Source organism: Streptomyces sp. NPDC058812, from assembly GCF_042744565.1.
GTDB classification, from domain to species: domain Bacteria; phylum Actinomycetota; class Actinomycetes; order Streptomycetales; family Streptomycetaceae; genus Streptomyces; species Streptomyces thinghirensis.
Genome location: NZ_JBHYOB010000013.1, coordinates 1 through 25,487, shown reverse-complemented (window position 1 = coordinate 25,487; position 25,487 = coordinate 1). Strand labels below are relative to the sequence as shown.

Sequence of the window (25,487 nt, the reverse complement as noted above, 5' to 3'; positions counted from 1 at the left end):
AGACTCAGGAGTCGCTCCCGGTCGGCACCGGTACCTCGCCGGGCAGCAGGCCCCGCGCCCGCAGCCCCTCCCACACGGCGTCGGGGACGGGCCGGTGGAACTGCTCGGCCGCGTCCCGGACCTGGGCGGCCGACCGCGCCCCGACGAGGACGGAGGCGACCGCCGGATGCCCGAAGGGGAAGCGCAGCGCGGCCACGCGCAACGGCACTCCCCACGACTCGGTGACGTCGCGCATCCGCACGGCCCGGCGCAGGAGGTCCGCGGGAGCGGCCGCGTAGTCGTACGTGGCACCCGGCGACGGATCGGCCAGCAGCCCGGAGTTGAACACACCGCCGACGACCACGCTTTTGCCGGCCGCCTCCGCAGCGGGCAGCAGGGCGGCCAACGCGCCCTGTTCCAGGAGGGTGTAGCGCCCAGCGCACAGCACGGCGTCGACGTCCGTGTCGTCCAGGAAGCGCGTCAGCATCCGGGTCTGGTTCATTCCCGCGCCGATCGCCCGTACGACCCCTTGCGACCGCAGGTCCTCCAACGCCGGGTAGGCCTCCCGGAACACCTGCTCCTCGTGGTCGTCGGGATCGTGCAGCAGGACGAGGTCGACGCGGTCGAGCCCGAGACGGGTGAGGCTGTCCTCCAGCGAGCGGTGCACCCCGTCGGCGCTGAAGTCCCACCGCCGCCGGTGCGTGGCCGGTACGGCGAAGCCGTGGGCGAGGTCGTCCCCGCCGCCGTCGTGGGGCACGAGTACCCGGCCCACCTTGGTGGACAGGGTGAAGCCGTCCCGGGGCCTGCCCCTGAGAGCCTCGCCCAGTCTGCGTTCCGACAGACCGAGGCCGTAGTGCGGGGCGGTGTCGAAGTAGCGGACGCCCACCGCCCAGGCGGCGTCCACGGCGGCCGCGGCCTCCTCCTCGCCCACGTCCTCGTAGAGACCGGCGACGGCCGCGGCGCCGAAACCGAGGGCGGTGACGCGGACGCCACTCCGGCCGAGGGCGCGGCTGGGCAGCGGCGGGCACGCCCCGCTCGGGTCCGGCCGCGTCACCGTGCCTCCGGCCGCAACCGCAGCCCCTGCGTTCCGCCGTCCACGGCGAGCGCGGTGCCCGTGACCGAGGCGGCGGCCGGGCTCGCCAGGTACACGATGGCCGCCGCGACCTCCTCGGCCGTGACCAGCCTGCCCATGGGCTGCCGGGCGTCGAGCGCCTCCCGCTCGGCGACCGGGTCCGCCGCCCGGTCGAGGAGGCGGCCGATCCAGGGGGTGTCCGCCGTACCGGGGTTGACGCAGTTGACGCGGATGCCCTCCCGGAGGTGGTCCGCCGCCATGGCCAGCGTCAAGGACAGCACCGCGCCCTTGCTCGCGCTGTACAGGGCGCGCTGCGGCAGGCCGGCCGTGGCCGCGATCGAGCAGGTGTTGACGACGGCGGCATGCGCGGAGGCACGCAGATGGGTCAGTGCCGCGCGGGTGGTGCGGACCATGCCGAGGACGTTCACGTCGAGGACCCGGTGCCACTCGGCGTCGTCGTTGTCCCCGACCGTTCCCACCGCGCCGATGCCGGCGTTGTTGACCAGGATGTCGAGGCCGCCCAGGTCTTCGGCGGCGGTGGCGACGGCGGACCGCACGGAGGCGTCGTCGGACACGTCCGCGAGGTAACCGCGCAGGGGTTCGCCGACGGGCGACGGGTCGACGTCCAGCACGGCGACGTCGGCGCCGCGGGCGGCCAGCAGGGCGGCGGTGGCCCTGCCGATGCCGGACGCGCCGCCGGTCACCAGGGCTTTGAGGCCGGAGAGTTCGCTCATCGGTTCGTACCCTTCCGCCGTTCGGCGAGATCGGTGGCGTCGTCGACCCAGAAGGAACCGTCCGGATACTGATATGCGGCGATCGACGCGGCGTGCATCTCCGAGGAGAAGCCGGGTGTCGTGGGAGCCGAGTAGTGCCCGTTCGCGACGGCGACGGGGTCCTTGAAGTGCTCGTGCAGGTGGTCCACGTACTCGATCACGCGGTCCTCGGTCGACCCGCTCAACGCCACGTAGTCGAACATCGACAGATGGCGCACCAGCTCGCACAGGCCGACGCCGCCGGCGTGCGGGCAGACCGGGACGCCGTACTTGGCGGCGAGGAGCAGGATCGCCAGGTTCTCGTTGACGCCGCCCACCCGCGTCGCGTCGATCTGCAGCACGTCGATCGCCTCGGCCTGCAGGAGCTGCTTGAACACGATGCGGTTCTGGACGTGCTCACCGGTGGCGACCCTGACCGGGGCGACCCCCCTGCGCACGGCCGCGTGCCCGAGGATGTCGTCGGGGCTGGTGGGCTCCTCGACCCAGTACGGAGCCTGGTCGGCCAGTGCGTTGGTCCACTCGACGGCCTCCGCGACGTTCCAGCGCTGATTGGCGTCGACGGCGATCCGGACGTCGGGGCCGACGGCCGCGCGCGCCGCGCGCAGCCTGCGGACGTCGTCGGCGAGGTCGGCACCGACCTTCAGCTTGATCTGCGTGAAGCCGTCGGCGACCGCCTGCTCGGCGAGCCGGACCAGCTTCTCGTCGGAGTGGCCGAGCCAGCCGGGGGAGGTGGTGTACGCCGGGTAGCCGTTCGTCAGGAGGCGGGCCTCGCGCTCGGCGGCACCGGCCTTGCCCCGCCGGAGCAGCGCCACGGCCTCCTCGCGGGTGAGGGCGTCCTCGATGTAGCGGAAGTCCACCTGGTCCGCGAGCCATTCCGGTTCGGCGTCGGAGAGCAGCTTCCACACCGGTTTGCCCGCCCGCTTGGCCGCCAGGTCCCACACCGCGTTGACCACGGCGCCGATCGCCATGTGCATCACGCCCTTCTCCGGGCCGAGCCAGCGCAGTTGGCTGTCGCCGTTCAGGGTCCGGCCCACCGACCCGGGGTCGGCGCACACCGCTTCGGCGGACAGGCCCAGGACGTGGTCGCGCAGGGCGGCTGTCGCCGCGGCCTGCACGTCGTTGCCGCGCCCGATGGTGAACGTGAAGGCATGGCCCTCCAGCCCGTCACCCGCGTCGGTCCGCAGGATCACGTACGCGGCCGAGTAGTCGGGGTCGGGGTTCATCGCGTCGGAGCCGTCGAGCTCGCGTGAGGTGGGGAAACGGATGTCGATCACATCGACGTCCGTGATACGCGCCGCGGCCATGGTCGTATCCCCACTGGAGTGCCGGAGGACCGGAATCACATAGGATCGTGTCGCCTCTGATGGTGAGGCAGGTTCGATCACCTGGTCAAGATGCCTGCGGCGCCTGGCAGATCCCATAGGATCCATCGGATGGCGTTGGTCACCGCTCGTGCTCGGCTCACTCCAGGAGACCGGCGACGAGGGTGGCGAACTCGTCGGGGGTGGCGAGGCGGACGCCGAGCTGTTCGGCCTTGTCCCGCTTGGAGCCGGCCCCCTCACCCGCGACGACGAGCGACGTCTTCCTGGAGACACCGGAGGAGGAGCGCCCGCCGGCCCGCTCGATGAGTTCGTTCATCTCGTTGCGCGAGAGCGTCTCCAGGTCGCCGGTCATCGCGCCGGTGACCACCACCCTCATCCCCGCCAGCGGACCACCCTCCGCCGGCGACGCGGCCGCGCCTTCACCTCGGCCGTCGCCTTGGCCATCGGCATCGGTACGTGTCTCGGGCGGAGTGGCGCCGGGCTCGGTCATGCCGACGCCGGCGGCGGCGAGCCTGTCGATCAGCGGGGCGAGTTCGGCGACCTCCGCGACGATCGAAGGGGCCTTCTCCGACCCGATGCCCTCGACCTGCTGCATGGCGTCGGCATCGGCGGCGCGGATGTGGTCCATGGTGGCGAAGTACCGGGCGATGCGCCGGGACATGGACCGGCCGGTACCCCTGACGCCGAGCGCGCACAGCACCCGCGACAGCGGCTGCTCCTTCGCCTTGGCGATCGCGGCGAGCAGGTTGTCGGTGCTGGTGTCGCCCATCCGGTCGAGGCCGAGCAACTCCTCGCGCCGGAGGGTGAACAGGTCGGCGAGGTCGGCGACGAGACCGGCCTCGACGAGCTGGACGACGCGGGTGGTGCCCAGGCCCTCGATGTCCAACTGGTCGCGGCCCGCGGCGTAGGCGAGGGAGGCGACCAGATGGCAGTCGCGCCCCTGCGCGCAGCGCCAGCGCTCCTCACTCGTGTCGATGTCCGACCCGCAGCGCGGACACAGCTCGGGAAAGGCGATGGGCTGTTCGTCTCCGGTGCGCAGGTGGGCGACCGGGGCCTCGATGCGGGGAATGACGTCGCCGGCGCGGTGGACCATGACGTGGTCGCCCAGGCGCAGGCCGCGGCGGGTGATGTCGGCCGGGTTGTGCAGGGTGGCGTAGGTGATCGTGGAGCCGTCGATGACGACCGGTTCCAGGACGCCGCGCGGGGCGATGACACCGGTGCGGCCCACGTTCCACTCCACCTCCAGCAGCCGGGTGATCTTCTCCACGGCCGGCAGCTTGTAGGCGATCGCCCACCGCGGCGCCCGGGAGCCGGATCCGGCGGCCCGCTGGTCGGCGGCCAGGTCGGCCCGGACGACGATCCCGTCGATGCCGAAGGGCAGTTCGGCGCGCAGCGCGGCGATCTCCTGGACCCGGGCCACCACCTGCTCCGGCGTCTCGGCGACGACGTCCGGGACCGCGGTGCCCGCGCTGGTGTGCACGCCGAGCCCGGCCGCCATGGACATCAGGTCGCTGTGGGCGAGCTCGACCAGCCGCCCGGCGAGCACGGCTTCGGTCTCGGGCAGGGGCAGCATGCCGTACCCGAAGAACGTCATGGGGACCGTGTAGGCGCGCTCCTTCGCCCTCAGCGTGCCCGCGGCCGCGTTGCGCGGGTTGGCGAACGGCTGCCCGCCATGACGCAGGCGCACCTCGTTCGCGTGCTCGAACTGGGCGGTCGTCATGAGGATCTCGCCGCGCACCTCCGCGGTGACCGGCTCGGACAGCGTCTCGGGCAGCCCCTCGACGGTGCCGATGGCATGCGAGACGTCCTCGCCGGCCGTGCCGTCACCACGGGTGATCAGCCGGGTGAGGCGGCCACCGCTGTAGCGGGCGGCGACCGCGAGCCCGTCCAGCTTGGGGCCGACGCCGAACCGCGTGACCTCCCGGCCCAGGCGACGCGCCAAGGACGCCGTCCAGGCGGTGAACTCCTCCGGTGAGAACACGTTGTCGAGGCTGAGCATCGGCACCGTGTGCGGCACATCGCCCTCGGCCGCGCCGCCGGCGACCTTCCCGGTGGGTGAGTCCGGCAGCACGTCGTCGGGGTGCTCGGCCTCCCACGCCGCTATTCCTCTCGCCAGCCGGTCGTACGTGTCGTCGTCCAGTGGCGAGGAGCCGCCCGCGTAGTAGGCGGCGGCCGCACGCGCGGCGTCCTCCACGGCCTGCGCGTAGGCGGCGGCGTCCACGATCACTGCTGCGGAAGTCGTCATGCGTGGCATCCTGCCTCCCACCACTGACAATGGGCCCGGCCACGGCAGCCCTGCCGCATCGTGAGACGAAACCTGTGTGCGGGAATGGCGGGATCAAGGACCTCGTTGACACCTGTCATGCCCGACTCTTCCGCACGGCCCCCGGCATCCCGCATGCCGCTCGCCGTCTACATCCTCGGCCTGTCCGTATTCGCCCTCGGCACCAGCGAGTTCATGCTCTCCGGGCTGCTGCCGCCCATCGCCGACGACATGGACGTGTCGATCCCCCGAGCCGGGCTGCTGATATCGGCCTTCGCGATCGGCATGGTGGTCGGCGCGCCCCTGCTCGCGGTCGCGACCCTGCGGCTGCCACGGAAGATCACGCTGGTCGCGCTGATCTCGGTGTTCGGCCTCGGCCAGGTCGCGGGCGCGCTGGCGACGACGTACGAGATCCTCTTCGTCTCGCGTGTCGTGAGCGCGCTGGCGTGCGCCGGATTCTGGGCGGTGGGCGCCGCCGTCGCCATCGCCATGGTGCCGAAGACCTCACGCGCCCGGGCGATGGCCGTGATGATCGGCGGACTGTCGATCGCCAACGTCCTCGGCGTCCCGGTGGGCGCCTTCCTCGGCGAGCACCTGGGCTGGCGGTCCGCGTTCTGGGCGGTGGGCGCGGCGTCCGCCGTCGCGCTCGTGGGTGTGGTGGCCCTGATCCCGCACATCCCCCTGCCCGAGCAGCGGCCCCGGCTCAAGGGTGAGCTGGCGATCTACCGCGACCGCCAGGTGTGGCTGTCCATCGTGGTGACCGCACTCGCCGCCGGAGGAGTGTTCTGTGCCTTCTCGTATCTCGCGCCGCTGCTCACCGACGTGGCCGGGCTGGCGGACGGCTGGGTGCCGACCGTGCTGGCCCTGTTCGGCCTCGGCGCGCTGATCGGCACGACGATCGGCGGCCGCATCGCGGACGCGCACCTGTTCGGCGTGCTGCTCTCCGGCATCATCGCTTCGACCGTGCTGCTGGCCGCGCTGGCGCTGTTCGCGTCGAGCCCCGCCGTCGTGATCGCCCTCTCCCTGCTCCTCGGCGTCTCCGCCTTCTACACGGCGCCGGCGCTCAACGCCCGCATGTTCAACGTCGCCGGCGCCGCGCCCACCCTCGCGGGTGCGACGACGACCGCCGCGTTCAACCTGGGCAACACCGGCGGCCCCTGGCTCGGCGGCACGGTGATCGACGCGGGCCTCGGCTACGCCGCCACCGCCTGGGCGGGCGCGGCGATGACCCTGGTCGCGATCGCCTTCGTCGTCGCCTCGCTGCGGTTGCACAGCCGGTCGCGCGTCGTGATGGGGGGCATGGCCGCCGAGCCCGTGGGCGCGGAGCGGACCCAGCGGGTGTGACGCCTACCGGAGCGCGGAGGCGTTCCCTATGATGATCGGCAAGGCGGGGTCGTAGCACAGAGGTAGTGCGCCGCGACAGCATCTCGGAGGACGCCGGTTCGAATCCGGCCGCCCCGCCCCTTCTCGCCGCTCCGCCCCCTTCTCGGGGCGCGGTCCCTTCGGCCGGGCGCGTTCGACGCCGGGCCGCCTTCCTCCCCTCGGCCCGGTTCCGCAGACCGGCCGCCGCACGCTCGACTGCTGACGGGCACCGTCGACCTCGGCGGTGCCCCGGTCAGACCTTTCCGATGCCGAGCGTGTTCTCGCGGGGCAGCAAGCCGGAGCCCAGCACGTCCAGCCAGACCGGGCCGAGGAGTTCGGCGAGCCGCGCTGTGCCCTCGGCACCGAGCGCCTGCCAGGGAGCGGCGGCCAACTCGTCGGTACGGCGCTCGACCTCGGCGCGCAGCGCGCGGCCCGCGTCGGTCGCGGTGCCGTCCGCCTCCAGCAGGCCTCGTACGGAGAGTCGTTCGCGGGCCGCCGCCCACTCGTGCTCGCTCCAGCCGCGGCTCGCGAAGACGCCGGCCGGCGCCGCGCCGATCGCCGCGAAGGACACCAGCGCCTCTACGGGGTCGAGGCCCGCGGTCAGAAGAGCGGCGAGATGACCGTCGCCGCGGTGCTCGCGCAGGATCGTCGCGGCCTGCCACAGCACGAGATGCGGCTCCCGGGGCCAGGGCAGCCCGGCATTGGCGGCGGCGAGCGGCCGGCCTCCGGTGGGCGCGGCCTCCGCCGCCCGGCGGGCGAGCGCGGCGGCCTCGAGGAGAACGGGACTGCCCGTCCGGTCCCCGATGAGCGCGGTGTACGCCCGGTCGACGCCGCGCGTCCGGGCGGCGAGCACCTTGTCCGGTGCGGCGACGTCCCAGGCGGCCGGGATGTGCTCGGCCACCATGCGCGGGCTGAAGCTGTAGAACGCCGATGCCACCAGACGGGTTTCCGGTGCCCCGAGCGGCGCCGCCCGCAAGGGGAAGTAACTCGGCCAGCGCTCGTCGGTGTCGTAACCGAGCGACCGGGTCTCCTCGAAGACCTGCGGCGCGTAATAGACGACGGCGTGCAGCGGCTCCAGGAGGTGCCACATCTGCCGTACGCGTCCGTTGTCGACAGCCATGTCGTCCCTCTTTCCGTGCCTCGCAAATCTTGACGCCGCCTAGATTGATGCTCGGCGCACTGTCTTGTCAATGACTAGATTGCGCTAGCCTGCTCTCATGACCGCCGAACGCGCCTACCATCACGGAGACCTGCGACGGGCCGTGCTCACCGCGGCCCTGGACGTCATCGCCACCGAAGGACCGGCCGCCCTGTCCCTGCGGGACCTGGCCCGCCGCGCGGGCGTCTCCCATGCCGCGCCCGCACATCACTTCAAGGACCGCGCGGGCCTGCTCACGGCCATCGCGACCGAGGGGCACGGCCTTCTGGCCGCCGCACTCGGCGAGACGGAAGACCTGCGTGACCTGGGCGTCCGATACGTGCGCTTCGCCACCGCGCACCCGGCGCACTTCCAGGTCATGTTCCGGCCGGAACTGCTGCGCGCGGACGACCCGGAACTCCTCGCCGCGCGCGAGCGGACGCGGACCCGGCTTCGCACGGCCGTGGCGGGCCACGGCGACGATCCGGCCCTCGGTTTCATGGCGGCCTGGTCGATGGCCCACGGCTTCGCGACGTTGCTGCTCTCCCGCAACCTCGACGGACTGCTGAGCGGGAGCGACCCCGAAGAGACCTTCCGGGCGCTGGCGGGCGACATGGTCCGGCCGGCCGGGAACCCGGAGACGGGCTGAGCCGTACGGCGCCCGTTCACGGCGCTCGACGGCCGGGCGGAACGCCCTCCGTCGGCGCAGGAGGTGCGGTGGATGTGCTCCTCGCGGCGTCGGCGCAACGCTGGGCCAGGCGGGCGAAGGCCTCCTTGAGCGCGGGCGGGCCGATGACCTCGATGTCGGTGTCGAAGACGCCGATGGTGGCGGCGAGGGCCGGCCACGACCAGGAACCCAGGGTGAGCCGGCAGCGGTCCGGGCCGAGTTCCTCGACGGTCCCGGCGAGGGCGTAGGGGGACACGGCGGCGGCGGGCAGGCGGAGGACGACCTCCCCGCGGCAGGGCCATTCGGCGGCGCGGTCGGAGCCGCGGAACCTGCCGGTCACGAAGGCGGCCACATCTCCTCCGGGCAGCTCCCGCGGCGTGAAACGGGGCCCGGTGGGGGTGCGCGGGGTGATCCGGTCGGCGCGGAAGACACGCCAGTCGTCCCGGTCGAGGTCCCAGGCGACGAGATACCAGCGTCCGCCGTGGGTGACGAGGTGGTGGGGCTGCACCCGGCGCGGCTGCGGCACGTTGTCTTCGCCGGTGTCCGGCGGACACGGCGGGGCGTAGCCGAAGCGCAGGACCTCGTGGGCGCGGACGGCGGCGCTGAGGGTCATGAGGACGCCACTGTCGGCACGGGACGTGGACCGCTCGACGGCGGTGACCTGGAGGGCGTCGACGCGGTGGCGCAGACGGGCGGGCAGGACCTGTCGGAGGGTGGTCAGCGCGCGTGCCGCGCCGTCCTCGATGCCCGCGCCGGAGGCGGTGGCGGTCCGGAGCGCGACGGCCAGGGCCACGGCCTGCTCGTCGTCGAACAGCAGCGGGGGCAGCCGAGTGCCCGTGTCGAGCCGGTATCCGCCGTCGGGCCCTTTGACGGCCACGACGGGATAGCCGAGCTCGCGAAGCCGGTCGACATCGCGGCGCAGGGTACGCGGGCTGATGTCCAGCCGCTGGGCCAGCAGCCCTCCGGGCCAGTCCCGGCGTGCCTGGAGCAGCGAGAGCAGCGACAGCAGGCGTGCTGAGGTCTTCTGCATGAGCCCATGCTGCCCCGAGAAGCGGCCACAACCTGACCGCTACCTCGGGCACCGTGGGAACCGCGGGGCCGAGCGGTCCCCGCGGCCGGCCTCTTCCGTCCGGGGCGGTCCGGTCGTTTCCAGAGGCGAGGAGCCCATCGTGTCCGTCAAAGCCGTGACCCACCTGAACTTCCGCGGAGACGCCCGCGCGGCACTCACGTTCTACCAGTCCGTGTTCGGCGGGGACGTGGCCGTGGTGACGTACAAGGACGCCGGAAACGTCCAGGACGCCTCCGAGTCCGACCAGGTGACGTGGGGCCAGGTGTCCGCCGGCAGCGGTCTGTCCGTGATGGCCTACGACGTGCCCTCGCGCATGCCGTGGCACCAGGGCGAGAACGCGTTCTTCGTCTCGGTCCGCGGTGACAGTGCCGAGGAGATCACCGCGTACTGGGAGAAGCTGTCCGACGGCGCGACCGTCCTGCAGCCGCTGGCGGCCGCGGGGTGGGCGCCGCTCTACGGGATGCTGCGGGACCGGTTCGGCGTCACCTGGGTCCTGGACGTCGTGAGCGAGTACAACGCGTCCTGACCGTCGAAGCGCCGGGTGGCGGGCGACCGCCCGCCATCCGGCGACCGCCCGCCACCGACCACCACCCGAACGAAGGCAGGACCCACAGTGAGCGGCCACACCCACCCGTACCGAAACCATCACCCCGCCCCGCCGGCCGGCCCCGAGGTCTCGGACCGATGACCGTTCTCGACGCCCGGGCACTCAATCGCGCGACCCTGGCCCGGCAGTTGCTGCTCGACCGCTCCGGCGTCCCGGTCCTCGACGCCGTCGCGCACCTCGGCGGCATGCAGGCACAGGAGCCCCAGGAACCGTTCGTCGGCCTCTGGTCGCGGCTGTGTGCCTTCGAGCCGTCCGCGCTTTCGGAACTGCTGACGGGGCGGCGCGTGGTGCGTACCCACCTCATGCGCCGGACCGTCCATCTCGTCACCGCCGACGACGTCCTGGCCTGGCGGGCCCGTCACGACGCCATGCTGCGCGGGCGGGTCCTCGGCACCTACCGCCGCGAACTCGAAGGAGTGGACCTCGACGAACTCGCCGCGGCGGGCCGGGCGGTCATGGCCGACGGCGAGCCCCGCTCGATGAGTGAGCTGGCGCGGGCGCTCGCCGATCGCTGGCCGGCGCCGGGACCGCGCGCGCTGGGGGAGATGCTGGTCGCCGCACTGATCCCGATGGTGCAGCTGCCACCGCGCGGGCTGTGGCGCACCAGGGCCGGTGTGCGCAACGCCCCGCTCTCCTCATGGCTGGGCCGCGAGATCGACCCGCCGGCCCCGCACGGTTCCGATCCGGTCGGCGAAGCCCTGGTACGGCGCTATCTCGCCGCGTTCGGACCCGCCGCCTCGGCGGACCTGCGCGCCTGGTGCGGCCTCGCCGGACTGCCCGCCGCGGTCGCCGCGGTACGCGGGGAACTGGTCGCCTTCCGGGACGAGCGCGGCCGGGAACTGCTGGACCTGGCGGACGCGCCGCGCCCCGATCCCGACAGCCCCGCCCCGGTGCGGTTCCTGCCGGCGTTCGACAACGCGATCCTCGGCTACCACGACCGGAGCCGGATCATCGACGACGCCCACCGGGGCCTGTCGGTCGCCGGCGCTCGTGTCGTCCTGGTCGACGGCCGGGTCGCCGCGACCTGGAGCGTCGAGGCCGGCACGGTGACCGTCACGCCGCTGCGCCGCCTCTCCCGGGCCGACCGCACCGCCGTCGCCGAGGAGGGGCGGGCGCTGGCGTCCTTCCTCTCCGACCGGGACAGCGACCGGGTCCGGGTCGCCGCGTCGACCGGCTGAGTGTCGCACCGGACGGCGGCCCGGCCACGACGGCGGACGCACCGCCACCGCGCCGGCCCCTTCCTCTCCCCGCGATCGCGGGGCAGGAGGGCGCACGTCGCACCGCTTGGATCAGCGTACGCAGCGGTGTCACTCGCCTCCCGTGACGTCGGCGACCACGCAGCTGACGTTGTCGGGACCGCCGGAGCCGTTGGCGAGGGTGACGAGTTCACGGACGGCATGCTCGGGTTCCCCGGCGTCGGTGAGTACCCGGCGGATCTCCGCGGTCGGCACAACGGTCGACAGGCCGTCGGAGCAGAGCAGATACCGGTCCTCCCGCTGGGCGTCGCGCAGGCGCATGTCCGGGGTGGCGTCGGCTCCTCCGCCCAGGGCCCGTACCAACAGCGATCGCTGGGGGTGGGAGGTGGCCTCCTCCGGGGTGATGCGTCCTTCGTCGACCATCGACTGGACCACGGTGTGGTCGTGCGTGATCTGGAACAGATCTTCCCCGCGCAGGAGATAGACACGAGAGTCGCCGATGTGGACCAGGGCCAGCTGCGACCCGGTCCAGAGCATCGCGGTCAGGGTCGTACCGGCGTCCGAGGGCGCGGAGCCGGTCGGGACCGCGTCGCGCACGGCCCGCCCGGCCTGTTCGACGGCGTCCTCCAGGACGTTGAGGAGACCGCCCGCCGGGAGGCCGTCGCTCTCCAGGTGCTTGAGCGCGTCGACGGCCGCCGCGCTCGCGGGGGCGCCGCCGCTGCCGTATCCGTCGGCGACGGCGAGGAGCCGGGATCCGGCGTAGGCGGTGACCTGGTTGGTCTCGCGGACCAGGCCCGGGTCGGAACGGGCGGCGTAACGGATGCCCAGGGGCTTCGCGGTCGGGGACATGGCAGGGTCCTTTCGGGCGAGGTGGTCGATGAGGAAGGCGGCCAGGTCCCGCCGTGCGGCGGTGTCGGCTTCGGCCTGCGCCCAGAAGGCGCGGATCTCCCGCGCCGCCGCGGCATCCCCCAGCGAGCAGACGTACTGGATGCGGACCAGGGGCATCCCCAGGCGCCGGAGCCAGGCCACGAGGCGGGCCCCGTCCGTCTGTTCCGGTGCGTAGAGGCGATAGCCGGTCACCGGATCGACGCGGGCGGGCGTCAGCAGGCCCAGCTCGTCGTAGAGGCGCAACGCCTTCGGCGAGAGCCTGGACGCCTTCGCGAACGCCCCGATGGTCAGCAGCCCCATGTCCGCTCCTCCTCATGCCGGGCGCTTCGCCCGGCCCCACCGATGTTGTGGCCTCCCCCAAGGTGAAGGTCAACGCCACCGCGTCGTCACTCGCCGGCCGAACGAGTCGCGTGACATCGACGGAACCCTCCCCCGGTGCGCGCGGCGTCGGCTGCCCGCGGCAACGAAGTGCGGCGTACACCCATCGCCGCGATCTACACCCGGGGGAGAGGAGCAGGAGGTCGCACTACACCCAATGCAGTACGCCGGTCCAGCCCCAGGGTCGGATCAAATGCGGGAGACGCCGGGTGAGTATGGAAAGGTACCCCGGTCAGCGCGTCAGCCTTCCCCCCATGTGCCGGGTCTTCGTCCTGCCCGAAATCCGACGGATTGGTCCCAGGTGGCTACGTTCCTCTACCGACTCGGCCGACGCGCGTTCCGGCGCCGCGGCCTCGTCGCCCTGCTCTGGGTGGCCATACTCGTGGGCGCCGGCGTCGCCGCGTCCACGGCGCCCGCCCCGCCCGAAGACTCCTTCTCGATGCCCGGCACCGAGTCCCAGAAGGCATTCGACCTCCTCGACGAGCGCTTCCCGGCCGCCAGTGCCGAGGGCGCCACCGCGCGCGTCGTGATCCGCGCCCCCGACGGCGGGAAGATCTCCGACCCGGCCGGCAAGGCCAAGGTCGAGGAACTGGTCACGGCCCTCGGTGACGGCCCGCAGGTCGCCTCGGTCGCCGACCCGTTCAAGGCGGACGCCGTCAGCGAGGACGGCACGACCGCGTACGCCTCCGTGACGTACAAGGTCAACGCCATGGAGCTGACCGACCAGGCCCGTGACTCGCTCACCGCCGCCACCGACGACGCGCGCAGCGACGGCTTCACCGTCGAGACCGGCGGCGACGCGGTCATGGCCGAGCAGGAGATGGGCGGCACCGCCGAGTTGATCGGCATCGGTGTCGCCGCGATCGTCCTCCTGCTGACCTTCGGTTCACTCGTCGCGGCCGGCATGCCGCTGCTCTCGGCGATCATCGGCGTCGGCATCGGCATCTCCGCCATCGGGGCGCTCGGCAGCACGCTCGAACTCTCCGCCACGACCTCCACCCTCGCCATGATGATCGGCCTCGCGGTCGCCATCGACTACGCCCTGTTCATCGTCTCCCGCTACCGCGCGGAGATCGCCGAGGGACGCACCCCCGAGGACGCCGCCGGACGCGCGGTCGGCACCGCGGGATCCGCGGTCGTCTTCGCGGGACTCACCGTCATCGTGGCCCTGGCGGGCCTCGCGGTGGTCAACATCCCGATCCTCACCAAGATGGGCCTGGCCGCCGCCGGCACGGTCGGCGTCGCCGTGCTGATCGCGCTCACCCTCACCCCCGCGCTGCTCGGCTTCGCCGGCAAGAAGGCGCTCAGCCGCAAGGACCGCAAGGCGCCCGCCGGACAGCGGAACGCGTCCGCCAAGCCGAAGCTCGGCACCCGCTGGGCACAATTCGTGCTGCGGCGTCCGGTGACCGTGCTGCTGACCGCGGTGCTCGGCCTCGGCGCCGTCGCCGTGCCGGCCGCGAGCATGGAACTGGGCCTGCCCGACGAGGGCAGCTCCGCGCCCGACACCACGCAGCGCAAGGCCTACGACATGCTGTCCGAGTCCTTCGGCGCCGGGTTCAACGGCCCGCTGATGGTCACCATCGACACCCGGGACGCGGACGACGCGAAGGCCGCCGCCGACACCGTCGGCAAGGAGATCACCGGCCTGGGCGAGGCCGCCGCCGTCACCCCGGCCAACTTCAACGAGGCGGGCGACACCGCCCTCCTCACGGTCGTGCCCAAGACGGGGCCGAGCGAGGCGGACACCGAGTCGCTGGTGAAGGACATCCGCGCGCTGTCCGGCGACATCGAGGCCGAGACCGGTGCGACCATGCTGGTCACCGGCGCGACCGCGATGACCATCGACTTCTCGCAGACCCTGGACGACGCGCTCATCCCGTACCTGGCCCTGGTCGTCGGCCTCGCCTTCCTGCTCCTGATGCTGGTCTTCCGCTCGATCCTCGTCCCGCTGAAGGCGGCCCTGGGCTTCCTGCTCTCGGTGACCGCGGCGCTCGGCGCGGTGGTCGCGGTCTTCCAGTGGGGCTGGCTCGCCGACCTCTTCGGTGTGGCCCAGCCGGGCCCGATCATGTCGATGATGCCCATCTTCATGATCGGCGTGGTCTTCGGCCTGGCCATGGACTACGAGGTCTTCCTCGTGACGCGCATGCGTGAGGCCTACGTCCACGGGTCGTCCGCCGCCGAGTCCGTCACCACGGGCTTCACCCACGGCGGCCGGGTCGTGGCGGCGGCCGCGATCATCATGATCAGCGTCTTCTCCGGCTTCATCATGGAGAACGACGACATGATCAAGATGATGGGCTTCGGCCTCGCGATCGCCGTCCTCTTCGACGCCTTCGTGGTCCGCATGGCCATCGTGCCCGCCGTGCTGGCCCTGCTCGGCACCAAGGCGTGGTGGCTGCCCAAGTGGCTGGACCGCCTGCTGCCGAACGTCGACGTGGAGGGCGAGAAGCTCCACAAGGAGCTCGGTGACACCACCGCGCCGCCGGAGTCTGCCCGCGAGCCGGAGACGGCCGGAGTCTGACACCCACGCGCACGGCCCCGGTGACCTGGACCTCCAGACCACCGGGGCCTTCGCGTGCCGGGACGGGCTCAGAGGACCCGAGCCGCGTCGGTGAGCGCTTCGTCGAGGATGGCGGCGCCCCGGGCGATCTCGTCGTCGCTCGCGGTCAGCGGGGGCGCGATGCGGAAGATGCCCCCCATCCCGGGCAGCTGGACGATGTTCATGTGCAGCCCGAGCTCGAAGCAGCGCCGGGTGACGGCGGCGCCGAGCCGGTCGGCGCCGCCGTCACCCAGGACCTGGTCCCCGACCAGCTCCACACCCAGGAGCAGCCCGCGGCCGCGGACGTCTCCGACGACGTCGTGGCGGGTGGCGAGCTTGTCCAGGTGAGCGCGCAGTGCCGTGCCGAGCCGGCGCGCACGCTCGTCGAGACGGTCGCGGACCAGGACGTCGAGGACGGTGTTGCCCACGGCGGCCGGCAGCGGGTCGTTGACGTGGGTGGTGAAGAAGAGGAACCCCCGGTCGTGGGCCTGCTGCTCGATCTCCGCACTGGTCAGTACGGCGGCCAGCGGCAGCCCCGCGCCGAGCGTCTTGGACAGCGTGAGGATGTCCGGGACGACCCCTTCGTGCTGGAAGGCGTACCAGTCGCCGGTGCGGCACAACCCGGTCTGGGCCTCGTCGAGGATCAGCAGCATGCCGCGCTCCCGGCACTTCTGCGCCAGGGCCGCGAGATAGCCCGGCGGCAGCTCGACGACTCCGCCCGAGCTGAGGATCGGCTCGACCAGGCACGCGGCCAGGCTGCCGACCGACTGGGCGTCGATCAGCTCGAAGCCCATGTCCAGCTGGCGACGCCAGTCGAGTGCGCCGTCGGAGTCGACGACGGCCGGGCGGAAACGGTCGGGCACCGGAAGCGCGAAGTTGCCCGGCGCGGCGGGGCCGTAGCCCTTGCGGCCCGCGCTGTAGGTGGCGTTCGCGGCGGCCTGGGTCATGCCGTGCCAGGACCGGGCGAAGGAGACTATCTCGTGGCGGCCGGTGACGAGCTTCGCCATCCTCACCGCGGCCTCGTTCGCCTCCGCCCCGGTGGTCAGGAGCAGCGCCTTGTCCAGAGGGTCGGGCAGGGTGCCGGACAGCCGGCGCGCCAGCTCGACGACCGGACGGCTCAGCATGCCGCTGTGGAGGTGATCGAGGTGCGCGACCTGCTCCCGCACCGTCGAGACGATCGCCGGGTGGGAGTGCCCGAGGATCGCGCTCATCTGACCGGAGGTGAAGTCGAGCAGCTCACGGCCGCTCTCGGTGAACACCGACGTGCCCGCGGCGCGGACGACGACCTCCGGCGAGAAGGGGGCGTGGCCGGAGTAGCGGACGAGGTGGCGCTCTGGGTCGGCGAAGGCTGTCTCGGAAGGCATGCGACCGACGTTAGGGACGCGCGGCTGCGCGTGTCCATCGCACAGTTTCGACGGTACTGTTCGGAGAAACCGTACAGGGATCGTTACCATGGAGGAGTGCTCAACTCGGGACGGCTGCAACTGCTCAGCCTGCTGGACACTCTCGGTACGGTCCGCGCGGTCGCCGAAACGCTGCATCTGAGCGCGTCGACGGTCTCCCAGCAACTGGCGGTGCTGGAGACGGAGACCCGGTCCCGACTGATCGAGCGGACCGGACGGCGGGTGCGGCTGACCCCGGCCGGTCTCGTGCTGGCCCGTCGGGGCCGGGAGATCCTGGACCGGATGGCCGAGGCCGAGGCCGAACTGCGCGCGCTGAACGACGAGCCCATCGGCACCGTCCGGCTCGGGGTGTTCCAGAGCGCGATCTACACCCTCGCGGTCCCGGCGGCGACGCGCCTGGCCACCACCCACCCGCACCTGCACGTCGAACTGGTCGAGATGGAGCCGCACGAGAGCGGTCCCGCCCTGCGCTCGGGGGAGGCGGACGTCATCGTCACCACCACCGACTACTCCGGCCTCTCATGGGGCGCGGACCTCGAGATCATGTCATTGGGGACCGACTCGGTCGTGTTGGTGCTGCCGCGTGGCCATCCGCTCGCCTCCCGCACGGCGGTCAACCTCACGGCCTGCAAGGAAGAGACCTGGGCCTGTGATCGACCGCAGTCGTACATGGCGGACCTGACCGTGCGGCTGTGCCGCGAGTCGGGATTCGAACCCCGGGTGGCCTGCCGGTTCAGCAACTACCTGATGCTGCTGCGACACGTGGAGTCGGCCGGGACGATCGCCCTGCTGCCCGCCCTGGCCGTCACGCCGGACCACGCCGTCGTCACCCGGGAGCTCAGCCCACCGGTGCACCGCAACGTCGCCGTCGTGGTACGGCGCGGCACCACGCAGCGCGCCGCGGTGAACGCGGTCATCGCCGCGCTGCGCGAGCACCCGGAGATCCCGGCACTGGCCGAGCCCCGTGACGACGCCCGACAACCGTGAAGCCTGTCGGCATGAGCGGACCGGTCGTCGAAGGGGCTGTCCAGGAGTCCGCTGTCTCAGTCTGCGGCAGGCCCGGAAACCCGGCGGTGGATGTCCTCGAGCATGATCTGAACCGACGCGCGGAAGATCTCGGCCTGATGGTCGCCCAGGAAAGAGGTGTACCCGAACACTTCAAGGACGACGAGGCCGTGCAGGTGCCCCCACGCGCTCATGAAGAGGGAGACCGCGGGCGGCGGTAGATCTCCCTGCCCATTCGCGGGCAGGCGTTCCAGATGCTCCCGGAGCGGGGACGAGAGCGCGGGTATGTCGGCCGCGACGAGTTGCGCCGTGGTGAACCCACGGAACAGCTCACGCTGGAAGATCGCGCCCATCCGGCGGACCGCCTGGGTGGTCGGGCCCTCGGCGGGCGCCGTGTAGTACCGCAGTGGTGTGCCGTAGAGGAGCTGGAAGCGCTCGGGGTGTGCGATGCCCCAGCTGCGGTAGGCCTCCGCCACCATCACCAGGCGCGGTGTGGACGGGTCGTCCACCGCGGTGTCGACGGCTGCCTGCAACGCGTCGGCCAAGTCCTCGTAGGCCTTGGTGATGAGGGCCGTGACGAGGGCGTCGCGGTTCGGGAAGTAGTGGTAGAGCGCCTGCACGGTCATGCCGAGACCGCGGGCAGTCGGGCACGGGCGGGCGGGTCGGCGGCCGCGGAGGGAGCCGCGCGACCGGTCAGGGGCCGACGGAGGCCGAGCCCTCGGCGCCGGTCTCTCCCGCCGGTCTGAACTCCACGGCGACGACACCGTCGACGCGCCGGCAGAGCTCTTCCAGCACGGAGACGGACACGTCGCCCGGGAGCCGGCCGCTGAGGACGACATGGCCGTGTGTCACATCCACCTGCATCGACGAGGGAGCCAGACCGAGGGTCCCGACCAGTGCCTCCTCGATGATCTCGGTGCGGATCGCCCGGTCCTCGCGGAGGAAGATCCGCAGCAGGTCGCTTCTGCTGACGACTCCGATCAGCCGCCCTTCCTCGTCGACGACCAGGAGACGCTTGATGCCGTGCCGGGCCATGACCCGGGCGGCGTCCACGACGCTCCAGCTCTCCCGCGCGCAGACCGCGGGAGAGGTCATGAGCCCGGCGGCGTCCGTGGCGGACGCCTTGCCTCCGGCCGACCGGGACCGCTCCCCGTCCTCCGGGGAACGGCCGTGGTCTCCACCCCACATCTTCTGCAGGAGGTCCGCCTCGGACACCACTCCCACGGGACGGTTCTCCTCGTCCACGACGGGCACCGCTGTGATGTCGTACTCCTGCAGCAGGTGGGCGATCTCCTTGAACGGTGTGCCGCGCTGGACGCGGACCACGGCGTCGCTCATCAGATCGCACACCTTCTGGTGCTTCATCGAGGTTCTTCTCCTCCGCTGCCGGCCTGTGTCGACCGGCGTCAGTCGTACTTGCCTGGGTAAACGATCTGCCGGTCACGGGAGTGCCCCATGCGTCATGCACGGGTGCTGAGGAGGAGCAGGGCGATGTCGTCGCCGGGGCTGGGCGCGTGCCGGATGAGGGTGTCGGCCATCGCGTCGAGGTCGGTGGGATCGGCCTGTTCGAGAAGCCCGGCGAGGGCCGTGGTGGCGTCGTCGAGGTCGACTCCGGGGGCTTCGACGAGTCCGTCGGTGTAGAGGGCGAGCACGCTGCCGGGCGGCAGGTCGCATTCCAGCACCGAGTAGCGGGCGTCCGGCTCGATGCCGAGCAGGAGGCCGGGCGGCACCTGGAGGACTTCGATGCGTCCGTCTGCATGGCGCACGAGCGGCGGCGGGTGGCCGGCGGAGGCCAGACAGACGCGGTGCGTGGCGAGGTCGAGGTGGACGTAGACACAGCTGGTGAACAGGCCGGGGTCCAGGTCGGTGAGCAGGCGATTGGTGCGGGCCAGGACGTCGTCGGGGGTCGCCCCCACGGTGGCGTGGGCGTGCACGGCGGTGCGGACCTGCCCCATCAGCGCGGCGGCGTCCACGTTGTGGCCCTGTACGTCGCCGATGGTGGCGCTGGCCGTGTGCTCGTCGAGGCGGATGAGGTCGTAGAAGTCACCGCCGATACCCAGGCCCCGGGCCGCCGGAAGGTAGCGGGCGGCGACCCGCAGGCCGGGCACGTGGGGGAGGGTGTGCGGGAGCAGGGCGGACTGCAGGCGGTGTGCGAGGTGGTGCTTGGCGTCGTAGAGGCGGGCACGGTCCAGGGCCTGCCCGACCAGGCCGGCCAGTGAGGTGAGAGCGGCTCGTTCGCCGGGCGGGAAGACGTGGGGCCGTTTGTAGGCGAGGAGGAGGGAGCCGATCGGCCGACCGGACGCGATCAACGGCAGGACCGCCCACGCGGCCATACCGTCCTCGTGCACGGTGGTGGGGTAGGCGTGCCGCAGTTCGGCGAAGGACGCGAAGAAGTCCGGGACACCGCGGGCCAGGACGTTGGCGCCGGGGATGTCCGAGGTCAGGGGAACGGCGTCGAAGCGGTCCATGAGCGCGGCGCGGTAGCCGCGGTAGCCGAGGATCTTGAGGCGGCCGCCCTCGGCGGTCATCAGCACCATGGCCTGCGCACCCAGAGCGGGCAGCAACTGGTCGGCGGTCTGCTCGACCACGTCCTGCACACCGACGGCCTCGGTCAGGGTGGAGGCCAGGTGCATCAGGTGGTACAGAACGGTGGCGCGGCTGGGTCCGGCGGTCGGCACGGACGGCGACGGGGGAACGTCCTCGGCCGGGCCGCCGGGGGTGATGCGGACGCTGATACCGGTGGCGTCCGGGTACAGCTCGAAGGCCAGCCATGTCTCCGGGGGACGCAGGACGCTGAAGTTCTGCGGCCTGCGGCTGACCAGCGCGGCCCGGTAACGGTCCTCGACATGGGGTACGTCCATCCACGGCAGCGCCTCCCACGGCAGGGCACCCACCAGGTCGGCTCGATCGGCACCGACCAGGTCGGCCCCGGCCGGGGTGATGAAGGTGATGCGTCCGTGCAGGTCCAGTGCGCAGGACCCGCCCGGCAGGCGGTCGACGAAGGCGGACACCGCGGTCGCCTCGGCGGGGGAGGGAGTGCGCCCGGTCGGCGGCGGAAGGGTCCGTACCCGATCCGCGGGCAGCAGCGGGTCGCTGCGGTCCGCCGCCTGCTGCAGGAGCCCGCCCAGGTGGCGACAGCCCTCCTGGATGGCCTCGCGCTCCTCGGGGCTCAGCCGCTCCGGATGGACCCCGGACCACAGCAGCACCAGTCCGCCCCGGACGATGGTGCCCGAAGCGAGCGGGGTGGCCGCCAGTGCGAAGTCGTACGGCAGGACCAGCGCCGGCCGCGGATACCGGCGCGCCATCTCCTCCCGGCCGCCGACCCACACCAGGCGCCGCTCGCGGACGGCGTCCGCCACCGGCATCGGATCGGTCAGCGCGACGCGCCGCCACGGAGCGGCGATCTCCTGGGGGACGCCCGCCACCAGGATCTGCCACAGGGCGTTGTCGCCCGGCGGCAGCACGTACAACAGCCCTCCGAACGCGCCGCTCTCCCGCACCACGGAGGCCATCGCGGTGTCCATCAGAAGTCCGGCTCCGGCAGGGCTGCTCGACGCCGACCACACCGAGCATCACGCATATGAGGACACTACGCCCGTCCTGCCGCGATGGCATGTGATGCCTCGGGCCAGGGCCAGGGACAGGGCCGGGCTCGCAGTCGGCGCCGGTGGCGCACGTGCGGGCCCACCGGGTCCCTCCTAGTCTGGTGCTGCTCGGGGACGTTTCGTGGAGAGGCCTGTCCATGCCCCGGTCGATCTGGAGCGGTGCCATCTCGTTCGGCTTGGTCACCGTGCCCATCCATGTGGTCGGCGCGACCGAGGACCACAGCATCCGCTTCCACCGGTACCACCTGGCGGACCAGGGAAGGATCCGGACCCGGAAGGTCTGCGAGCTGGAGGGCCGGGAGGTCGGCTCCGACGAGATCGGCAAGGGGTACGAGCTGACCAGGACGCAGATCGTTCCGGTCACCGACGAGGACCTGCGGGAGCTGCCGCTGCCGACCGCGAAGGCCATCGAGATCGTGGCGTTCGTACCGCTGGGGTCCGTGGACCCGATCAGGATCGGCGACGGCTACTACCTGCAACCGGACGGACAGGTCGCGGCGAAGCCGTACGAGCTGCTGCGTCAGGCCCTGGCACGGTCGTCGAAGGTGGCGGTGGCGAAGTACGCGTGGTCGGGCCGGGAGCGGCTGGGCCTGCTGCGGGTGCGGGACGAGGCGATCGTGCTGCACGCCATGCGCTGGCCCGACGAGATCCGCGACCCCTCCTCGCTCACCCCGCCTCCGGTCGAGGTGTCCGAGGAGGAGATCGACGGAGCGCTCGCGCTGATGGACACGATGACCCGCGACGGCCTGGAGGGCGACGAGTTCCGGGACACCTACACGGACGCCGTCGCGGACCTGATCGAGGCGAAGCGCGAGCACAGGGCGCCGCCGGCGGCGCCCGAGGAGGAGGAGCGGCCGGGGCGGGTGCTGGACCTGATGGCCGCCCTGCAGGAGTCCGTGTCCCAGGCGAAGGAGTCCCGGGGCGAGGACGGGCACGCCGAGGTGCACGAGCTGCCCGGGCCGAAGAAGAAGCCCACAGCGGGGAAGGCACCCGCCAGGAAGACAGGGGCGAAGAAGACCGCGTCGAAGGCGACGACCGCGAAGGCGACGACCGCGAAGAAGGCGACGGCCCGCAAACCGGCGGCCCGCAAACCGAGGAGTGCCTAGCCTTCGCCGTGAGAAGCGAGGAGTGTGAGAAGTCCTGGTGTGCGAAGGGCCGACGCGCCGAGGACGCCGAGGACGTCATCGACGGCGCCGGGATGTTCCTCCCTCATGCGGAGGGCCGTCCGGCGCGAGCCCGTCAATGACCGGACGAACCCCCACGCCTGCGCTTCACGTACAGACGACTGTCTGCGGGGCCGGTCCACTCCAGCCGTACGACACCGGGCACGGCGGCGTCGGCGACGCGTGACGGGTCCCCCCAGTGACCGAAGTCGGGGTTGCGGAAGAACGTGCCCCACAGTTGGCCGCGGTGATCCACGAAGAAGTTGTTGTGGCCGGCGCCGACCCCGGCGGTCCACCGCTCGGAGTACGGGCCCTCGAAGCGGTCGGAGACGGCCACGACCGCGTCGTACTGGTACTGCACACGGCCCGCACCGGGCGGGTCGTAGGCGTGCCGTGTGCTGCCGTCCGGGTTGACCGACGTCCGGTCCCACGCGGCGTGGACGAGATAGTACTTGCCGCGGTACTTGAACACGTACGCGCCTTCGAGGTACGGCTCGGGGGAGTAGGGCGTCTGGCGGAACTCGGGAAGGTTCGTCGTCGGGACGATGTCCTCCATGTCGTCCCGGAACCTGGCGTACAGGTCGTTGTGCAGCACGAGCCACGCGTCGTCGCCCTCGGAGTACAGGCTGCCGTCGATGTGGTGGCAGGCGCCGGGCTCGATGAACCGCGGCCCCCCGATGAACGAGTCACCGAAGGGCTTCTCCAGATTGCCCTCGACGAGCCGGTAAGGGCCCTCGACACCGCCCTCGCTCACCAGCATGAACGAGCCGACCTTGCGGGAGTGGTCGCCCATGCACGCGACGATGTACCAGGTGTCCCGGAAGTAGTGCAGTTCCGGGGCCCAGGCCTGGCCGCGCTTGCCGAACCGGTCGTCGTGCCAGTACTCCTGCCAGGGAGCGACGACCGTGCGCCCGGGCCGGTTCTCCCCGACGAACTCGGGTGACCACACCTTGCCCTTCTCGGCCCCCGGCCGGATGCCGGTCGTGTCGACCAGTCTCCACGGCCCCTTGAGCGACGGGGACACCCACACGAAGATGCCGTCGTTCCACGGGTCGGCCGCCTCCAGTCCCGGGACCCGGGTGGTGCCCGTGGCGACGTAGAGCGGACGGCCGTCGACGACGAAGCAGTTGACGTAGGTGTCCCGCATCCAGACCGTGCCGCGCTCCTCGTCACGGGGGCGCGGTTCCAGCGCGAGGACGAACGAGTTGTCCTCGCGCGGCCACAGGTCCGCCCGGGTGTCCGCGAGCCCGTAGGGCGCGGGATCGGGCCAGTTGGGCGGATACCGCCGCCCCGGCGCGCTCTGCGCCGTCGCGGGGGCGGCCTGCGCGGCGGCCGGGGGGAGGACGAACGCCGCCCCCAGGCCGGCGGCACCGGCCAGCAGAGACCGTCGGTGCGGCCCGTTCTCGGCATTGGTCATCGGTCGCGTTGTACGACGTCGGCGAGGTGGGCCACGACCCGACCCTGAGCGGGCTCGACGAGTCCACCTGCCAGGTCCGTGCTCCACAGGCCTGACATTCCGAGGATCCATGACCCACGACCACCGCCCGTGCTGCACCCCGACCGCGACACCCGCCGCCGTCGCGGTGCCCCCGCCGACAGCGGGACGTGGCGTCGGCGCGCACTCCACCCGAGGCCAGGTACGCCTGCCGGGCGGTGAGTTCGCGATGGGAGACGCCTTCGGCGAGGGATATCCGGCCGACGGCGAGACGCCCGTCCACCCGGTGCGCCTGGCCCCCTTCCACATCGACGAGACCGCCGTCACCAACGCCCGGTTCGCCGCCTTCGTCAAGGCCACCGGCCACGTGACCGACGCCGAACGCTTCGGCTCCTCGGCGGTGTTCCACCTCGTGGTCGCCGCCCCGTCCGCCGACGTCCTCGGCAACGCCGCCGGAGCCCCGTGGTGGATCAGCGTCAGGGGCGCCCACTGGCGCCGCCCCGAGGGCGCCCGCTCCGACATCACCGACCGGCAGAACCATCCCGTCGTCCACGTCTCCTGGAACGACGCCACCGCATACGCACGGTGGGCCGGCAAGCGCCTGCCCACCGAGGCCGAGTGGGAGTACGCCGCACGCGGCGGCCTGGCCGGCCGCCGCTACGCCTGGGGCGACGACCTCACCCCCGACGGCCGGTGGCGCTGCAACATCTGGCAGGGACGTTTTCCGCACGTCAACACGGCCGAGGACGGACACCTGACCACCGCACCGGTCAAGTCCTACCGCCCAAACGGCTTCGGCCTGTGGAACACCGCCGGCAACGTGTGGGAATGGTGCTCCGACTGGTTCTCGCCCTCCTACTACGCCCAGGCGCCCCGGACGGACCCGCGCGGCCCGGAGACCGGGGCCGCACGCGTCCTGCGCGGCGGCTCCTATCTGTGCCACGACTCCTACTGCAACCGCTACCGGGTCGCCGCCCGCTCCTCCAACACCCCGGACTCCTCCTCCGGAAACCTCGGCTTCCGCTGCGCCAACGACCCCGCCCGGCTTCGGCGACAGCCCTAGGTGCGCAGCAGTCGTTGAGTGATCTCCCGGTACTGCCGCAGCGCGAGTCGGAGTTCTTCGGCCTGCGTCTCGGGGTCGTGGTCCCGCCAGCTCTCATGGAGGGCACGGCGTCGTTCCGCGAGGGCGTTCGCGAGGTGGGCGGCGGCGTCGTCGAAGGCGCTCTCCGCTTCTTCGAGCGCTTGAAGCGGAGTGTCGGCGAAGGTGTTCATGGCCTGGCGGAGGCGCTGAAGGACCGCGTCCCGCTGGTCCGACGGCAGGAGCGCGTCCGGTGCCGCGGACCGGTGCTCGGGGTGGCGCGGGGGCTGGTCTGACGGCTGCTGTGCGCGCGTCTGGTCGTACATCATCGAGTGCCGCTTTCCTGGGTTGCTTGGATCACCGGTTCCCCGGAGCGGCCTGGCTCTGCGCCGTGGTGGTAGTCAACGCCCGATGGCGGTGTGTGTCAACGCGTTGACTTCCGGACGCCCCGGTCAGCGCTGGGTGAGGGTTTGGGGGTAGTCGGTGATGATTCCGTCGACGCCGAGGGTGGTCATTTTGCGTATGGCGCCGGGTTCGTCGACGGT

At 72.2% G+C, this 25,487-nt stretch carries 21 protein-coding genes, 1 tRNA gene and 1 pseudogene; 9 read left to right on the top strand and 14 right to left on the bottom strand.

What is annotated here, in order from left to right; genetic code table 11:
- Positions 1 to 4: 4 nt before the first annotated feature.
- The 4 genes from ACFW48_RS25130 to ligA form a co-directional block, all read right to left on the bottom strand.
- On the bottom strand, positions 5 to 997 hold the full coding sequence (locus ACFW48_RS25130) for an aldo/keto reductase (protein ID WP_386318387.1): 993 nt from the start codon (positions 995 to 997) through the stop codon (positions 5 to 7).
- 32 nt (positions 998 to 1,029) lie between these two features.
- Positions 1,030 to 1,785 (bottom strand): SDR family NAD(P)-dependent oxidoreductase, encoded by a 756-nt coding sequence (locus ACFW48_RS25125; protein ID WP_386318071.1) that lies wholly within the window; start codon positions 1,783 to 1,785, stop codon positions 1,030 to 1,032.
- Complete coding sequence (locus ACFW48_RS25120; RefSeq protein WP_386318070.1) at positions 1,782 to 3,128, bottom strand: enolase C-terminal domain-like protein; 1,347 nt, start codon at positions 3,126 to 3,128, stop codon at positions 1,782 to 1,784. The genes ACFW48_RS25125 and ACFW48_RS25120 overlap by 4 nt, the downstream gene beginning before the upstream one ends.
- Positions 3,129 to 3,285: 157 nt before the next feature.
- Entirely contained in the window at positions 3,286 to 5,391 is a 2,106-nt protein-coding gene (gene ligA, locus ACFW48_RS25115) for an NAD-dependent DNA ligase LigA (RefSeq protein WP_386318069.1), read from the bottom strand.
- A 153-nt stretch (positions 5,392 to 5,544) separates the two neighbouring features.
- Between ligA and ACFW48_RS25110 the strand changes: the two genes are divergently transcribed.
- Positions 5,545 to 6,753, top strand: coding sequence for a Cmx/CmrA family chloramphenicol efflux MFS transporter (locus ACFW48_RS25110; protein WP_386318385.1), 1,209 nt, complete (start codon positions 5,545 to 5,547; stop codon positions 6,751 to 6,753).
- Between the two features lie 43 nt (positions 6,754 to 6,796).
- Positions 6,797 to 6,871, top strand: a tRNA-Leu gene (locus ACFW48_RS25105).
- 153 nt (positions 6,872 to 7,024) lie between these two features.
- On the opposite strand, the gene ACFW48_RS25100 is transcribed toward ACFW48_RS25105, so the two are convergent.
- A complete protein-coding gene (locus ACFW48_RS25100) occupies positions 7,025 to 7,891 on the bottom strand; it encodes a hypothetical protein (RefSeq protein ID WP_386318068.1) in 867 nt (288 codons plus the stop codon).
- Between the two features lie 97 nt (positions 7,892 to 7,988).
- On the opposite strand from ACFW48_RS25100, the gene ACFW48_RS25095 reads away from it, so the two are divergent.
- Positions 7,989 to 8,558, top strand: a complete 570-nt coding sequence (locus ACFW48_RS25095) for a TetR/AcrR family transcriptional regulator (RefSeq protein ID WP_386318066.1) — start codon at positions 7,989 to 7,991, stop codon at positions 8,556 to 8,558.
- A gap of 16 nt (positions 8,559 to 8,574) precedes the next feature.
- On the opposite strand, the gene ACFW48_RS25090 is transcribed toward ACFW48_RS25095, so the two are convergent.
- On the bottom strand, positions 8,575 to 9,606 hold the full coding sequence (locus ACFW48_RS25090; RefSeq protein WP_386318064.1) for a helix-turn-helix transcriptional regulator: 1,032 nt from the start codon (positions 9,604 to 9,606) through the stop codon (positions 8,575 to 8,577).
- A 139-nt stretch (positions 9,607 to 9,745) separates the two neighbouring features.
- Here ACFW48_RS25090 and ACFW48_RS25085 point away from each other — a divergent pair, with 139 nt between their 5' ends.
- Positions 9,746 to 10,171 (top strand): VOC family protein, encoded by a 426-nt coding sequence (locus tag ACFW48_RS25085; RefSeq protein ID WP_386318062.1) that lies wholly within the window; start codon positions 9,746 to 9,748, stop codon positions 10,169 to 10,171.
- A 158-nt stretch (positions 10,172 to 10,329) separates the two neighbouring features.
- The gene (locus ACFW48_RS25080; RefSeq protein ID WP_386318060.1) at positions 10,330 to 11,430 is read left to right on the top strand and encodes a winged helix DNA-binding domain-containing protein; all 1,101 of its coding nucleotides are present in this window, start codon (positions 10,330 to 10,332) and stop codon (positions 11,428 to 11,430) included.
- A 129-nt stretch (positions 11,431 to 11,559) separates the two neighbouring features.
- Here ACFW48_RS25080 and ACFW48_RS25075 read toward each other — a convergent pair whose 3' ends face one another.
- Positions 11,560 to 12,636, bottom strand: coding sequence for a protein phosphatase 2C domain-containing protein (locus ACFW48_RS25075; protein WP_386318058.1), 1,077 nt, complete (start codon positions 12,634 to 12,636; stop codon positions 11,560 to 11,562).
- Positions 12,637 to 13,015: 379 nt separating this feature from the next.
- Between ACFW48_RS25075 and ACFW48_RS25070 the strand changes: the two genes are divergently transcribed.
- Positions 13,016 to 15,235, top strand: a complete 2,220-nt coding sequence (locus ACFW48_RS25070; protein WP_386318056.1) for an MMPL family transporter — start codon at positions 13,016 to 13,018, stop codon at positions 15,233 to 15,235.
- A 68-nt stretch (positions 15,236 to 15,303) separates the two neighbouring features.
- Here ACFW48_RS25070 and ACFW48_RS25065 read toward each other — a convergent pair whose 3' ends face one another.
- Complete coding sequence (locus tag ACFW48_RS25065; protein WP_386318054.1) at positions 15,304 to 16,617, bottom strand: aspartate aminotransferase family protein; 1,314 nt, start codon at positions 16,615 to 16,617, stop codon at positions 15,304 to 15,306.
- Between the two features lie 96 nt (positions 16,618 to 16,713).
- On the opposite strand from ACFW48_RS25065, the gene ACFW48_RS25060 reads away from it, so the two are divergent.
- Positions 16,714 to 17,643, top strand: coding sequence for a LysR substrate-binding domain-containing protein (locus ACFW48_RS25060; RefSeq protein WP_386318052.1), 930 nt, complete (start codon positions 16,714 to 16,716; stop codon positions 17,641 to 17,643).
- 56 nt (positions 17,644 to 17,699) lie between these two features.
- On the opposite strand, the gene ACFW48_RS25055 is transcribed toward ACFW48_RS25060, so the two are convergent.
- From ACFW48_RS25055 to ACFW48_RS25045, 3 genes are all read right to left on the bottom strand, one after another.
- Positions 17,700 to 18,425 carry a WHG domain-containing protein gene (locus ACFW48_RS25055; RefSeq protein ID WP_386318050.1) on the bottom strand — a complete coding sequence of 242 codons (726 nt, stop codon included), beginning with the start codon at positions 18,423 to 18,425 and terminating at the stop codon, positions 17,700 to 17,702.
- Positions 18,355 to 19,026 (bottom strand): CBS domain-containing protein, encoded by a 672-nt coding sequence (locus ACFW48_RS25050; RefSeq protein ID WP_386318048.1) that lies wholly within the window; start codon positions 19,024 to 19,026, stop codon positions 18,355 to 18,357. Before ACFW48_RS25050 ends, ACFW48_RS25055 begins: the two co-directional genes overlap by 71 nt.
- Positions 19,027 to 19,121: 95 nt before the next feature.
- Entirely contained in the window at positions 19,122 to 21,185 is a 2,064-nt protein-coding gene (locus ACFW48_RS25045) for a SpoIIE family protein phosphatase (RefSeq protein WP_386318046.1), read from the bottom strand.
- 218 nt (positions 21,186 to 21,403) lie between these two features.
- On the opposite strand from ACFW48_RS25045, the gene ACFW48_RS25040 reads away from it, so the two are divergent.
- Positions 21,404 to 22,372, top strand: coding sequence for a Ku protein (locus ACFW48_RS25040; RefSeq protein WP_386318044.1), 969 nt, complete (start codon positions 21,404 to 21,406; stop codon positions 22,370 to 22,372).
- A 133-nt stretch (positions 22,373 to 22,505) separates the two neighbouring features.
- Here the strand turns inward: ACFW48_RS25040 and ACFW48_RS25035 are convergent, their stop codons facing one another.
- A complete protein-coding gene (locus tag ACFW48_RS25035) occupies positions 22,506 to 23,846 on the bottom strand; it encodes a family 43 glycosylhydrolase (protein WP_386318042.1) in 1,341 nt (446 codons plus the stop codon).
- Positions 23,847 to 23,955: 109 nt separating this feature from the next.
- Here ACFW48_RS25035 and ACFW48_RS25030 point away from each other — a divergent pair, with 109 nt between their 5' ends.
- Positions 23,956 to 24,927 (top strand): formylglycine-generating enzyme family protein, encoded by a 972-nt coding sequence (locus tag ACFW48_RS25030; protein WP_386318040.1) that lies wholly within the window; start codon positions 23,956 to 23,958, stop codon positions 24,925 to 24,927.
- Here the strand turns inward: ACFW48_RS25030 and ACFW48_RS25025 are convergent.
- Positions 24,924 to 25,268 (bottom strand): hypothetical protein, encoded by a 345-nt coding sequence (locus ACFW48_RS25025; RefSeq protein WP_386318383.1) that lies wholly within the window; start codon positions 25,266 to 25,268, stop codon positions 24,924 to 24,926. The genes ACFW48_RS25030 and ACFW48_RS25025 overlap by 4 nt on opposite strands.
- Positions 25,269 to 25,394: 126 nt before the next feature.
- Positions 25,395 to 25,487 (bottom strand): annotated as a pseudogene (locus ACFW48_RS25020) (hydrolase); the annotation flags it as partial.